The sequence below is a fragment of the Bacteroides sp. 44_46 genome, assembly GCF_001915465.1.
Taxonomy (GTDB): Bacteria; Bacteroidota; Bacteroidia; order Bacteroidales; family Bacteroidaceae; genus Bacteroides; species Bacteroides clarus.
The window spans coordinates 100,388-114,821 of the sequence record NZ_MNQO01000013.1 but is presented as its reverse complement, the minus strand read 5'-3'; the positions used below and the strand labels follow the sequence as shown (position 1 = coordinate 114,821).

The 14,434-nt window shown below is 48.8% G+C and carries 7 protein-coding genes; all 7 read left to right on the top strand.

What is annotated here, in order from left to right; all coding sequences use genetic code 11:
• The first annotated feature begins 217 nt into the window (after positions 1-217).
• Complete coding sequence (locus tag BHV73_RS05680; RefSeq protein WP_286737346.1) at positions 218-3,418, top strand: SusC/RagA family TonB-linked outer membrane protein; 3,201 nt, start codon at positions 218-220, stop codon at positions 3,416-3,418.
• A 23-nt stretch (positions 3,419-3,441) separates the two neighbouring features.
• A complete protein-coding gene (locus BHV73_RS05675) occupies positions 3,442-5,106 on the top strand; it encodes a RagB/SusD family nutrient uptake outer membrane protein (protein WP_187366653.1) in 1,665 nt (554 codons plus the stop codon).
• Between the two features lie 65 nt (positions 5,107-5,171).
• Positions 5,172-7,721, top strand: a complete 2,550-nt coding sequence (locus BHV73_RS05670) for a DUF4962 domain-containing protein (protein ID WP_009123148.1) — start codon at positions 5,172-5,174, stop codon at positions 7,719-7,721.
• A gap of 290 nt (positions 7,722-8,011) precedes the next feature.
• A complete protein-coding gene (locus tag BHV73_RS05665; protein ID WP_009123146.1) occupies positions 8,012-8,755 on the top strand; it encodes a DUF3575 domain-containing protein in 744 nt (247 codons plus the stop codon).
• Positions 8,756-8,767: 12 nt separating this feature from the next.
• Positions 8,768-9,823: a DUF6562 domain-containing protein gene (locus BHV73_RS05660; protein WP_009123145.1), complete on the top strand. Its 1,056-nt coding sequence runs from the start codon at positions 8,768-8,770 to the stop codon at positions 9,821-9,823.
• Positions 9,824-9,874: 51 nt separating this feature from the next.
• Positions 9,875-11,614: a DUF6562 domain-containing protein gene (locus BHV73_RS05655; RefSeq protein ID WP_009123144.1), complete on the top strand. Its 1,740-nt coding sequence runs from the start codon at positions 9,875-9,877 to the stop codon at positions 11,612-11,614.
• Positions 11,615-11,822: 208 nt separating this feature from the next.
• Positions 11,823-14,411 carry a DUF4962 domain-containing protein gene (locus BHV73_RS05650; RefSeq protein WP_009123143.1) on the top strand — a complete coding sequence of 863 codons (2,589 nt, stop codon included), beginning with the start codon at positions 11,823-11,825 and terminating at the stop codon, positions 14,409-14,411.
• Positions 14,412-14,434 lie beyond the last annotated feature (23 nt).

Below are 14,434 nucleotides of genomic sequence, written 5' to 3'. Positions count from 1 at the left end.
AGCCCTTTTCCAAGACTCGGAAAAGGGCTTTCTGTTGCTTATACCATATATATTCCCCTGTTTGTACAGAAATGAAAGCCGGATGCACAAAACTGAAAGTTAAATCAACATACCGATAACATCAAAATACATGGGGAAAAGTCCTGTATGGAGAAAAGGCATAATTTAGCAACCGGAAAATCAGTGATTACAAACATAATACTATAAGATTCTAAATATGGAAAACATTCGAAAGATTCTCCTGTTGACATCGTGCCTCTTCATAACCTTAGGCACGTATGCGCAAAGTATCAACGTCACCGGAAAAGTCATAGATGAAGAAGGATTGGAAGTAATCGGCGCCAACATCTCAGTCAAAGGAAGCGCGGGCGTCGGTACCATTACCGATTTAAACGGACAATATACGCTGAAAGTAAACAATCCGTCCAAAGATATCCTTGTCTTTTCGTTCATCGGAATGAGAACCCAGGAAGTACATGTAAAGGGGAAAAAACGGATTGACGTAACGCTGCAATCGGACAGTAAATTGCTCGACGAAGTAGTTGTCATCGGTTACGGTACATCCAAGCGCAGCGACCTTACCGGTTCCGTCGTATCGGTAAAAAGCGAGGATTTGATGCAAACTCCCACTTCCGACGTGGCGCAAGCTCTGGCAGGACGTGTGGCGGGTGTACAAATCTCACAAAGTGAAGGCGGTCCGGGTTCCTCTATTTCCATTAATGTACGCGGTGGCATCTCCATGACTCAAAGCAACGAACCGCTCTACGTCATTGACGGTTATCCCAGCGAAGACGGTATGTCCGGCCTCGACCCTGGAGAGATTGAAAGCATCGACATCCTGAAAGACGCTTCTTCCACCGCTATCTACGGTGCGCGCGGCGCCAACGGTGTAGTAGTAATCACGACCAAGAAAGGACCCAAAGACACAAGCAAGATGAACGTCAGCTTTGACAGTTATATAGGTGTCAGTAAAATAGCCAGAAAGTTGGATGTACTGTCTCCCAAAGAGTTTGCACTGCTCGACTATGAACGCAACTATGTTTTGGACGGCAGCAAAGGGGTGACCGGTTTCCAAAACCGTTACGGTTCTTTCCAAGACATCGACGAAAACTATGCCAACCGCAAAGGTATCGACTGGCAGGAAGAAGCGTTAGGACGTATCACCACTTCTCAAAACTATCGCGTTAATATATCCGGGGGTACTAAAGAACTGAAATACGGCATGAGTTACAACTACTTCAAAGAGTTGGGAGCCATGGTATACAGCGGCAATTACCGTCACAACATATCTTTCAATATCTCTCACAAGGCCTCGTCACGCTTTCAGGCAAACGCCCGTTTCAATTACAACCAAGGCAAAACCTACGGTATGGGTACTTCGGGACAAACTACGCGTTTCAATAAGATGGAACATATCCTCCAATACCGTCCCATGAGCGGTATCAAAGGTACCGATACGGACTTGCTCTCCGGTGAAGACCCCATGTTCGAGGATGAACAGGACAACCCGATGCAGAACCCCATCATCTCAGCACAGGAAGAAGCCAGAACGCGCTTTACCCGCAGCCTGCAAGCCAATGGCGGATTCACATTCAACTTTTCAAAGAGACTGAGTTTTCGCAATACCATCGGTACCCGCTACCAGCTGAACCGCAACGACCAGTTCAACGGTGACTTGTCCGCTATCGCCAAACGTTCCAGTATCGGCGGATACATACAATATTCTGAAAGTAACAGCTTCCAAACCTCCAATGTACTTACCTTTAATAATTCCTATAAGAAAAAGCACCGCCTCACTTTGATGCTCGGTCAGGAATGGATAGGCAGCTGGAGCAAATCACTCCGTGCGGATGCCTACCAGTTTACCAACGACGACTTGGGATTGAACGACATGGGCGCAGGTGTTCCCACTTCCATCTCCTCAAGCTATGTCAACAGCAACCGAATGATTTCTTTCTTTACACGTGCCAACTATAACTTCAAAGATAAGTACCTGTTCACAGCCACCTTGCGTGCCGACGGCTCTTCCAAGTTCAGCTCCGGACACAAATGGGGCGTCTTCCCATCCGTATCAGGAGCCTGGCGTATGGCGGAAGAACCTTTCATCAAAAAGCTGAACATCTTCTCCGACTTGAAACTGCGTATCGGTTACGGTCTTGCCGGAAACAACCGCATCGGCGACTTCATGTCACTGGAAACTCTGGACTCCGTAAAATACCCCAACGGCTCTGACATCATTACAGGTTATGTTCCTTCAGGCATCCCCAGCATCGACCTGCAATGGGAAGCCAATAAGACGCTGAACATCGGTTTGGACATGGGTTTCCTTGCCCAACGCCTCATCGTCACACCGGAGTTCTATCTGAACCGCAGCGACCATTTGCTGCTGAACTCACGCGTTCCATCCTCTTCCGGTTTCACCAATATGATACGTAATGTGGGCGAAACGCAGAATATAGGTTTCGACCTTGCCATAAGCTCTTTCAACATACAGCGGAAAAAGTTTTCATGGAAAACGGATTTCAACATCTCATATAACAAGAACACGATTCGCGCGCTCTCGGGTGAAGACTATTTTTACGAAGAGTACGCTTTCGGTTGGCAACAGAAGACTCACAAGATTGAGGTAGGCAAGGCCATCGGACAATTCTACGGTTACAAAACCATCGGTCTCTATCAAGTGGATGAATTCGACTATGACCCCGATACTCAAAAATATACCCTGAAAGAAGGTATTCCCTATAAAGGAAGCGACCGCAACAGTGTGCGTCCCGGCGATTGGAAGTTCGCCAACCTCGATGACACAGGCGACAGCAAGGGAGTGGTCTGCGAGAAAGACAAAACCGTTATCGGCAATGCCACCCCCGACTTTTACGGAGGTATCAACAATACATTCAGATACAAGGATTTCGATTTGAATATCTTCTTCAACTTCAGCTATGGCGGCGAGATTCTGAACGCCACCAAGCTTTCCAATACCCAAAGCGGCAAAAGAAACTACAATGTGTTGGGCATCTGTGATATAGACAGCCGCTGGACATACATCAACAAACAGACAGGCGAACTGATAACCGACCCTGCCCAACTGGCAGCCGTCAATGCCGGACGTACCATAGCCAGCGTATACGATATGGAGCAGGGAGACAAATACATCCACTCCTGGGCAGTGGAAGATGCCTCTTTCCTGCGCTTGAAGAATATCTCCCTGGGGTATACCTTCCCCAAAAAGCTCATCAGGCAACTTTCCATCCAGCGGTTGCGCCTCTACTTCACAGCCAGCAACCTCTTTGTATGGACTCCTTACAGCGGATTCGATCCCGAAACATCCGTATCAGGTAACGGTCTGACGCGCGGTGTCGACTTCGGTTCCTATCCACGCAGCCGTTCCTTCGTTCTGGGATTCAACCTTACTCTATAAATCTTATAAAAACAAATGCCGATATGAAACGAATTAAATACCTATATTTTTCAAGCATGCTCTTTATGGGAGCCATATCCATATCCGCCTGTACCGATATGCTTACGGAAAAACCGGAAAACACCTACGAAAAGGACGGATATTTCATCAGAGAAGAAAATGCCGAAATGGCAGTAATCGGTACCTATGAAGGGTTGACCGAGGACTACAATCTTTGGGGGTCGGACGATATTTACTACTCCACCCGTGTACAGAACGACAATGCCAAAGATGCCATCTTCAGTTACATCATGACTCCCGCCAATCAGATTGTCAACACCGCCTGGAAGGCCAAGTACAAAACCCTGAACCGTGCCAACTATACGATTGAAGGCATTCAGGGGATGGACGGATACCGGAACAATGAAATATTACAGTCTTATGTAGCGGAAGCCATGTTCATACGTGCCATGGTTTCTTTCGACCTGGTGCGTATGTGGGGAGACGTACCCTACGCAACCGAATACAGTAAGAGCTACGAAGCCACTTACAAACCCCGTACCGACCGTGAGCTAATTTATGACCGGATAATCAGCGACCTGACCTTTGCCAAGCAACATCTGGCGTGGGGTACTGCCTCATCCTCACCGGAACGTGCCACACAAGGGGCAGCAAGAGCATTGCTGATGCGTGTGCTACTGCAACGTACCGGTTACAGCCTCCAAATGGACGGTACACTAAAACGTCCCGACAACGACAAACGTCAAGAATACTTCAAAGCGATTATAGAAGAATGGAAAGCCTTTCAAGAAGAAGGAAAGTTCCACGGATTCTACGAAGACGACGCTAACAGTTATGAAGCCCTATTCAAGAGTTTTTCCGGTGAAATACTGAATAATAAAGAAAGCCTGTTCGAGATAGCTTTCCAATATCCCAACCGCAAAGGCAGCCTCGGCTCAATCATAGGCGTACAAGTAGCGCAAGCCATCGTTTCCGGCAATGAAAAGAACAATGTCATGGGACGCGCCTCCGTACAATACCGTTGCCTGCCCGAATGGGGCAACTTCTATGAAGCGACAGACCAGCGCCGTGAGGTTATGGTTGCCACACACGTTTGGAACTGGGACAAAGAAAAGCATACACATGTCAAGAAAGATATTTCCGGCTATGCATTTGTAGGCAAATGGAGACGTGAATGGATGCCTTTGGGATACGATGAGCTGAATGCGACCGATGTCAACTTCTGCTACATACGTTATGCCGAAGTAGTATTATCGGCCGCTGAAGCGTACAACGAGCTGGGAGAAACAGCCAAAGCCTGGGAACTGATCAACAGGGTACGTGACCGTGCAAAAGCCACGAAATTAAATGCCGGCAATTACAACGAACTGATGAAAGCCCCGCAGGTATTAAACCTCGATTTCATAGACGACTCCAACGAAGCCGGAAAAATACGTACCGTTCTCTATTGGGAACGCGCTTTTGAACTTGCCTGCGAAGGGGTACGCAAATACGACCTTATCCGTTGGGGCATCTTGAAAGAGGCATTGCAGTTGATAGGCAGCCAAACCAGTGTCAATACCGATAGAAATACACCTTTCCCTGCCGGAAACAACTTTCAGAGTGGTAAGCACGAGCTTTTCCCTATTCCGGAAGACGAAATGCAGGTCAACTATACTCTGAACGGTAAGAATAACCCGGGATACTAAAGAAACCGGAAGTTGAAAGTCATAAGTCGAGAAATCATAAATCAAAAACTACAAATCATAACGTCATGAAGAAACAATTCATCCGCCAATGGACACTGCTGCTTCTGTTCGCATTGGCTATAACGCCGGCTGCACTGGCACAGAAAACCGGTTTAGAGCGAGTGCACGAGAATGTACGTGTCACACCCTATCCCCAGCAAGACAATCCGCTTTACCTGAATCCTTCTCCACTGATAGTACCGGTGGAGATGCGCAAGGCGGACTATTTGGAATTTCAACTGTCACAAGAACAGACTTTTCCTAAAGGAAAGACCCTACAATCCAAGCCCCTTGCCTGGTGTATGTTCAATCCGCACCGTGTGTTGGAGAACGGCACCTGGTACTGGCGTTTCCGCTCGGTAGACAAAGCCGGGAAAGCGGGTGAATGGAGCGCTACCTATAACTTCAGTGTCAGCGAAGACATCCCACAATTCGTGACCCCTACCTTCGACGCCTTTATGAAAAACATGCCGAAAGGTTACCCGCGTATATACTGCTTTTTGGAAGAGGGACTGAAGAAAGCGAAAGGGAATATCCAGACAAGTCCGGAATACAAAGACCTTACAAACAGAGCCCAAAGAGCCTTGAACAATAACTACGAGACCCATCCCACCCCCTATAAAGCGGCCAATTTGATGGGGCAGGACGCCAACCAGCTCTATACCGCCTATCGTGCCACAGGCGAGCAGAGATATGCCGACAAGATGCTGGCATACACACGCGCTTTGCTGGCAAGCACCCCCGACCCGAAACTGATTAATGACTTCTACTGCGGTGATGTACTGTTCCTCCTCACCCACACCTACGATGCCTGCTACGACCGATTGAACCGGGAAGAGCTCCAGAAAATAGAAGACCTCACCTTTCAAATTGCCAAATATCACCACAACGTACAACGTAAAGGAAGGGTAGAAAACCATATTTTCGACAACCACTATTGGCAGCGTGCCTACCGTGAGATGTTGCAGATAGGCCTGATGTTTGCCGACAAGAACGATACGGCCAAAGAAATACTGGAATACTGCTACGAGCTCTGGACTGCCCGTGCCCCGGCATCCGGCTTCAACCGCGACGGCGAATGGCACAACGGACAGGGCTACTTCCATTCTAACGTGAAAACCTTGTGGTACGTTCCCTCGCTGATGTCCTACGTCACAGGCACCGACTTCCTGCAACACCCTTTTTACAAAAACCTGGGCAAAGCGCTTGTCTATGCCTGGCCTCCCCGGAGCATGAGCGCCGGCTTCGGTGACGGTAACGAAAGTTTCAACTACGTATCCCGCCAGCGCGCGGCTCTGGCAGACTACATCGCCCGCGAAACCGGAGACCCTTACGCTATCTGGTATTGCAATGAAAACAAGACCGCGACAGCCGATATGGATATGCGTATCTACCGTATAGCCAGTGCAGACAAAATGTACCCTGCCGGCACACCACTTCCCGAAGATGCCCCCAAAGCCCTGTGGATGCAAGATACCGGAGAGATGCTGGCACATAGCAACCTCAAGCGTTATCGGGAGAACACTTTCCTCAGTTTCCGCTCCAGTCCGTTCGGTTCGGGCAGCCATACGCTTTCCGACCAAAACAGCTTCAACCTGCACTTTCGCGGAGTACCCGTATACCGCTCCACCGGCTATTACCTGCACTTCAGCGACCCGCACAACCTGCTGTCCTACCGCCATACCCGCGCCCATAACACTATTTTAGTGGACGGCATCGGACAACCTTTCACAACCCGCGCCTACGGAAAGCTGGTACGCATGTTGTCGGGAGAAAACATCTCTTATGCCTGCGGTGACGCCTCGAACGCATATTGCGGCCTGACGGACTATCCTATGTGGCAAAAGAACTTCAAGAATGCAAAAGTAGAGGAATCCGTAGCCAACGGCTTCGGCGAAACACCGCTAAAAAAGTATCGCCGCCACATCCTGTTGCTGCACCCCAACATCGTGGTCATCTACGACGAGCTGGAAGCCGGCAAACCCGTACGCTGGGACTGGCTGCTTCACAGTCCCGTACAATTCAAGTTCGATGAGAACGGCAAGGACAAGATTCTCACCACCTACTATCCCGAGAAGAAGTTCACCTCTATCGCCCGGATATTCAGCAACTCCGACTGCAAACTGTCGCAGACAGACCGATTCTTCTCGGCTCCCGACCCCAAGAAGATGCGCAAAGGCCGGGAATATCCCAATCAATGGCACATGACCGCCGCCTACGAAAAGAGTGCCGCCAATCGGATTCTTACCGTCATCACCCTGCAACCCGACGGAGCCAAGCCCCTTAACGTAATACACGATAAGAACGGCAATCCCAATGACTTCGTCCTTGCCGGAAAGTGGAAGCTCAGAGCCCAACTGGATCCTTCACAACCTGCCGAACTGCTGATACGTGATCCTAAAACCGGCGTTCTCTTCAGCTTAGGTAATAAAACACTCCAGATTGAAGGTGAGGACTACAAACGCGAACCGAGCACCTCCGTGCTATTCGATGTAATGGACGGTAAATGGACCATTCATGAAATGTCCGATATAGAACCTATGCCAACAGGGAAACTACATCATGACCAACCGTAATGAAATACCGGAAGCATGGATGAAACGGCCCCCTGCCCGAACACACTTCGGCATCGCGTTTTATCCCGAAACAGTAAGAAATCATGCTATATATATCTGTAAGCCCTTCAGTATGCACAATACTGAAAGGCTTCTAAACAGAATTGTAAGCTAATTCGCCGGCTTCGAACGAAGAGTAAACAAAACAGAAACCCTTTTTTCTGCGGAACATATACATTTGTCAACAGGAAAAGTAACGAAAAACATAGCGACTGAAAAACACAGTTATAAACTATGAACAATACCAGTATATGAAACTGAATACCTATTTATTAAGACAAGTAATCTTGATACTATGCCTCACAATGGTTTCAGCCACTTGGGCACAAGATACAAAGAAGACGGTTATCAACAAGAAAACCGTCATCAACAAGCTGGTTGTCAAAGAACAAAAGGCCGCCCCCAAAACGGCGACGCCAACCTCCAAAAAACAGACATCCGCCAAAGTTAAAGCCGCTCCAAAAAACGACAAAAAACGTAAAGTACAGCCTGTCAAGAAAGTCAACAACAGTCGTTACATCGCACTGAAGACCAACGTTCCTTTCGATGCGCTTGCCGTACAGAACCTTGCCCTGGAAGTACAACTACACAAACACATCACCATAGATTTCCCGATAATGTGGAGTATCAGCGATATTGAACGTGAGCACGCCATCCGTGGCATAGCTTTACAGCCCGAAGGACGTTGGTGGCTGAAAAAAGCAGGAACGGGACATTTCTTCGGACTGCACACTCACCTGGCATGGTTCAATGCCAAATGGGAAGACAACCGTTACCAGACAGCCAAACGCCCCCTTGCCGGAGCCGGTATCAGCTACGGTTACAAAGCAGACCTCTCTGCCCATTGGGGAGTCGAATTCAATATCGGAGCCGGTTATGCCAATATGAAGTACGATACTTTCTATAATATAGAGAACGGAGCCTGGCTCAACACCCGTATCCGTCATTACTGGGGCATCACTCGCGCAGGCCTCTCATTAGTTTATCGTTTTTAAAAAGGAAGAACCATGAAAAAGAAACTCACTACATATCTACTGTACTTGCTGTTGCCTGCCTTGATGACAGGTTGTTTGTACGAACACCCAGTGATGACCGAAGACGGAGAAATAGGCATAGACCCTACATCCGTGACACTGAATGCCAAACTAAAACTCAACCTCAAGATGCCTGCCGCCGAAGAAGGCGGCGAGGCCTTGCTTCGTCCCGAAGCCGGAGAATCCCCTCAATACCGCCACCGATTCATCATCGACGCTTACTTGAACCGTATATGCGTGGCGCGTCAGGTGATTTATCAGGACATTGCCAACGGACGTGATGAGTTGACTATCCCCGTCAATATGAAACTCCATGCACGCAATTACGAGATAGCCGTATGGAGCGATTATGTGCAAATGCCTAATGAAGAAAACGATATTACCGGAACGGAAGACTACTTTTACAATCCCACCGACAACTTTCTGCTCACCGTATACGGCAGCGAAAGTTACCGTAGCAACAACGAATACAAAGATGCTTTCTGCGGTATGGCGCAACTGGACCTTGAAGAGTATCGTGACAAGTGGAATACCCAGGTGTCGCTCGACATGGAATTGACACGTCCTGTTATGCGTTACCAACTTGTGGCAAACGATGTACAGAAGTTCCTGAAGCTCTTTAGCGACGGCAAGCTGAAAGGTGACAACTTCATAGTACGCGTCAAATATATATCTTACCTCAAAATGGGCTATAACGTACTGGAGCGTATACCCCGCCACGGGCTGATGTTCCTACAGCAGGAACGTACCATAAAGAACAGTGCCTTGAAAGACCAAACCACCTATCCGCTAACCTTCGACTACGTATTTGCCGATCCCGATGCCCTGACACGCATCCCTGTGACGGTGGAAATCGAAGTCAATAAAAAGATAGTGGCATCCGCCACTTTCAATGTCACCGGATGGGCAGGCAAGAATACTACCGTTACCTACGGTTTCCTCACGGCCGATCCCAATGGCGGTATCGATTTCAATCCCGACTTCGACGGAGAAGACGAGATTGTGGTTCCCGTATATCCCACTAAGTAACCAAACTAACTATATAATGAAATTTATTAACCAACTAATATCACATTGATTATGAAAAAGAATTTCTTATTCACAGCAATGGCATTCGTAATGGGGTTGATAGCAGCTTCATGCAGCCAGGATGAAATTATCTCAAGTAAAGACCAGACAGGAGGTGGTACTGTATCGATAGCGGTAAATATTCCGGTGAACGATCCTGTGACACGTGTAGCACCCACTATCCCCGACGGATATAAACTGCGCTGCATTCTGCAATTAGTGAAATCAAGCGACAACAGCGACATTACAGACGGAAGATATGTACAGGAAGTTGCAGCAGGAAGCGAGAAGGTGACTTTCACTTTCAATGCACCAAGTGATGCTTACAAATGCCTTTTCTGGGCGGACTATGTGAAAGGAACAGTGGCGGATGTTGCCACAGACGCTGATAATATCTATAATACGGCTGACTTGAAAGCTATCAGCTATACAGCCAACGCCGGAAGCGAGATGTTCAAGGGCGATGTAGCTGATGCTTTCTACGCCTGCTCGCTGGAACCTGTCACAGGAAACGGGTCACTCGCATCAATCACGATGAAGCGCCCTTTCACTAAAATCACATTCAAGGACGGTCAATCAGCTTACGATGAGTACACCAAAATCATAATAAAAGATTTACCCGCTCCCACCGGTTTCAACGTAATGACGGGAGAGACTGCCGGACATGCCGGTAAAGACAACTATGCAAGTATATCTTCTTCCGAACTCACTGTTGAGAACGGAAAATGGTTCAGCGTATACCTATTTGCAGGCTTAAACCAAGGTAGCTTAGGTACAGGCAATGACATCACATTCGAACTGAAGAACGATGACGGCAGCGCAAGTAGTGGAGAACTCAAATTGAACGGTACAAGTATCACGCTGACCGGAAACACAGTAGTAGAAGCCACTGTAGAGCCACAAAAAAACGGAGATACCTCAATAGACGTAATCTTCCCCGATGGCATGGTAGACCCGAACGCTTTAGCAGTAGGTGATTTTATCAATAAAAACGGTACTTGGAGCAAAACATATTCAGACCAAGCGGTAGCTATCGTGTGGAAATTGGTAACAGACGGTGGCAAATCAGTAAACGATGCAGCAAGTAACTATACCGAGTCTGCTAATGGAACTGACATGACAAGCAAAACGATTGCAGGCTATGCGTTCGCAATTGACTGTCCCAGCCGTGCAAAATTAAAAGGAGACGATGAACTTCCGACATTGAACGGAACGAAAGAGGCCACTGAAATCTTTGGCGATGACGTATATGGAATAACCCAATCCAACAGCTTCTTGGCACAATTTACGGACTATGCTTCCCCTGTATTAACCGCGCTCGAAGCATGGAAAACAGAAAATGTTTTAGCATCCACCGAGAACGTTAGCACATGGTATATACCTACCGCTGCTCAAACAAGGGATATAGTTGGTGTAGTTCTCAATGGAGAAAATGTACAACTTCAAAATAAAGGAGCAGGTGAGTATCCTTTCCCTGCACAGATAGCAGCCATATATACTGCATGGCTGGCAGCCAGAGGCGAAAGTAAATTCCAAAACTCTTCCGGTGCAAGTTATCTTCTCACATCAGGCAGCATTATAAAAGATAATACAGACCAGCTTGCTATTATATCAGTACAGGAAGATACTCAAATAACAGTAGGAGAAGAACAACTTATCGGAAACAAAATAGGTTACCGTACCGAGAATATCGGTCAGTACACTATCCGCCCCGTCCTCACTATCTTTGATGGTATCAGCAAGGCACAATAAGAAGTTGCAGCCCACTGACAACAAGATAATTAATCATCCCCGTCTCACCCGCCGTAGCTACGAACGCGTGTGGGACGGGGTTCTATCAGTACCCCCGTACAGAATGAAGTTGTTTCAAAATATAAGAAACCTTTATCTTGTACCCATCAGTTCCGCAGCCTCCTGCAAGCACTTGCAGACGAAAACATTAATCACCTAACAAAACCATATGAAAACACCATTCTCCCCCCTCTGCCGCCATGCCGCTCACCTCTGCCTTGCAGTACTGTTACTCTCGCTCTCCGCCTGTCACGACGATGTACCGTCCGTTTCCTCCGAAGAGCCCGGCACCGAAGGAGAAGAAACAACCGAACTCTCCGATGCCTATCATGACAAAATACGTACCGCCCCTTACCCCAAAATAGATAACGAACTCTATCTGAACCCGCCCCCCCTCATCGTACCTCAAAGTATGAAGACAGGTGAGCGTCTGCTGTTCGAACTTTCACGCAGCAAAGATTTCAACACCACAGAAACCATGCGTTCCGAAGCCGATGAATGGTGCATCTTCAACCCTCACCGCAAGTTGGAAACAGGTATCTGGTACTGGCGTTTCCGCCAAGCGGACACCCACGGTACACCTCAAGGCGAATGGAGCGAACCCTATCACTTTGAAGTACCGGACGAAACACCCGTATTCGTCACCCCCGCCTTCAGCGAATTCCAAAGCCGTATGCCGCACAGCTATCCGCGCCTCCACTGCTATTTAGACCCGAAGATAGAAACTGCCCGCCTGAACGTAAAATCACACCGCGAATACAAGATGCTGACAGGTCGTGCACAAGACGCGCTCAATACCGACTACACCACGATGAACCCTAACGAAAATACCGGAACACTGTGCATACACACGCAATCGCTCTACGACGCTTGGCACCTGACACAGGACGACAAATACAACGACTGCATGTACCGGCTGCTCCGGCAGATGCTTGCATACCCTGTAAGCGACGCACTGCTGTTCGCGTCCAACTTCGCCTCTACCGACATTGCCATCTGCTATGCCCGTATCTACGACCAGCTCTATAACCGGCTGACACCGGACGAACGCGCCGCCATCGAGAAGTTGATGATGCGCGTGCTTCGCTGGTACTACCCCCAACATTGCGGAACACAAGAAAACCATATCTTCGACAACCACTTCTGGCAGCAGAATATGCGCGTAATTTTCCAGTGCGCCTTGCTGCTGTACGACAATACTGTCTATGCCGACGAAGTGCTTCCCATGCTGAAATACTATTACGAACTGTGGACGGCACGTGCCCCGGCCTCGGGCTTCAACCGCGATGGCGTATGGCACAACGGCAGTGGATACTTCAATGCCAACCTCGAAACGCTGCACTACATGCCGATGCTCTTCTCCTACGTCACAGGCACCGACTTCCTGCAACACCCGTGGTACAAGAGCGCAGGCCGCTCGCTTGTCTACACCTGGCCGCCCCACTCCAAAAGCAGCGGTTTTGGCGACGGCAGTGAGCAGGGCGATGAGCCCGCACGGCAGCGCGTCGCCTTTGCCGACTTTCTGGCACGCGAACTGAACGACTCCTATGCCGGATGGTATGCCTCGGAATGCGACGATACCATGCAGGGAGACCGGCTCTTCCGCTTGTACCGTATGTGCTCCACACGCCGCTACGACACCTCTCTGCCTGCCGATGCCGCCAAAATGGTGTGGTACGAAGACACAGGCGAAGTCACTATGCATAGTTGTCTGACGGATACGGAGAAAGACGTGAACCTGTCGTTCCGTTCCAGTACCTTCGGTTCAGGCAGCCACACCACATCAAGCCAAAACGCCTTCAACCTATTGTTCAAAGGAAAAGAGATATATCGCAGTTCGGGCTATTACCTGAACTTCAATGATGCCCACAACCTGATGTCCTACCGCCACTCGCGGGCACACAACACCATTTTAGTGAACGGCATCGGCCAGCCCTATTCCACCCGGGGCTACGGCAACATTATGCGCACACTTGAGGGCGCACACATCACCTACTGCCTGGGCGATGCCTCGAAAGCCTATTGCGGCATCTCGGACGACCCTATGTGGGTGCAAGCCTTTGAACGGGCAGGTATCACGCAAACCCCGGAAAACGGCTTCGGCGAGACACCGCTTACTAAATACCGCCGCCATGTACTTATGCTACATCCCGAAGGTATCGTCCTCATCTACGACGAACTGGAAGCATCGGAACCCGTCACCTACGACTGGTTGTTGCACAGCCCCTCGCAATTGTCTCTCAACAAAGAGTTACTTACAATCAACCATGCCGATTATAAATCCGGCTACACTGTCGTGACCCAACTGTTCTGCAATAACCCCGTCAGCATGTCGCTGACCGACCGGTTTCTCGTCAATCCCGACCCCGCCACCATGAAAGCGGGAGAAACATATCCCAATCAGTGGCACATGACGGCACGTATCGAAAGAGAAGATAAAACCCGTATTCTCGCCGTAATACAAGTGAATGCCGGCAACACGGCTCCGCAAATCATCCGTAAGACAGGCGGCACGCTGACAGTAGGTAAATGGACAATCAATGTCGAACTGGATGCCTCGAGACCTGCCGCTCTCAACATTATCCATTCGGATAATCCCGTACATTTCAGTTACGGTAAAGAAAGCCCGACACTAAACGGTGTACTCTACCCGAGGGAACATAGCATGTCGTCTCTACTTTACGATGAAACAGGCGGTGAATACAAAGTTGTAGAAGTGATTGATCAGCTGCCCGCATCCACCCGTATAGCCCGTTAACAACAAGATTATAATTTCATCGC

Bases quoted from the DNA above. Each gene is read 5' to 3' on its own strand.
- BHV73_RS05680 (WP_286737346.1), top strand. From the start codon at position 218: ATGGAAAACATTCGAAAGATTCTCCTGTTGACATCGTGCCTCTTCATA.
- BHV73_RS05675 (WP_187366653.1), top strand. From the start codon at position 3,442: ATGAAACGAATTAAATACCTATATTTTTCAAGCATGCTCTTTATGGGA.
- BHV73_RS05670 (WP_009123148.1), top strand. From the start codon at position 5,172: ATGAAGAAACAATTCATCCGCCAATGGACACTGCTGCTTCTGTTCGCA.
- BHV73_RS05665 (WP_009123146.1), top strand. From the start codon at position 8,012: ATGAAACTGAATACCTATTTATTAAGACAAGTAATCTTGATACTATGC.
- BHV73_RS05660 (WP_009123145.1), top strand. From the start codon at position 8,768: ATGAAAAAGAAACTCACTACATATCTACTGTACTTGCTGTTGCCTGCC.
- BHV73_RS05655 (WP_009123144.1), top strand. From the start codon at position 9,875: ATGAAAAAGAATTTCTTATTCACAGCAATGGCATTCGTAATGGGGTTG.
- BHV73_RS05650 (WP_009123143.1), top strand. From the start codon at position 11,823: ATGAAAACACCATTCTCCCCCCTCTGCCGCCATGCCGCTCACCTCTGC.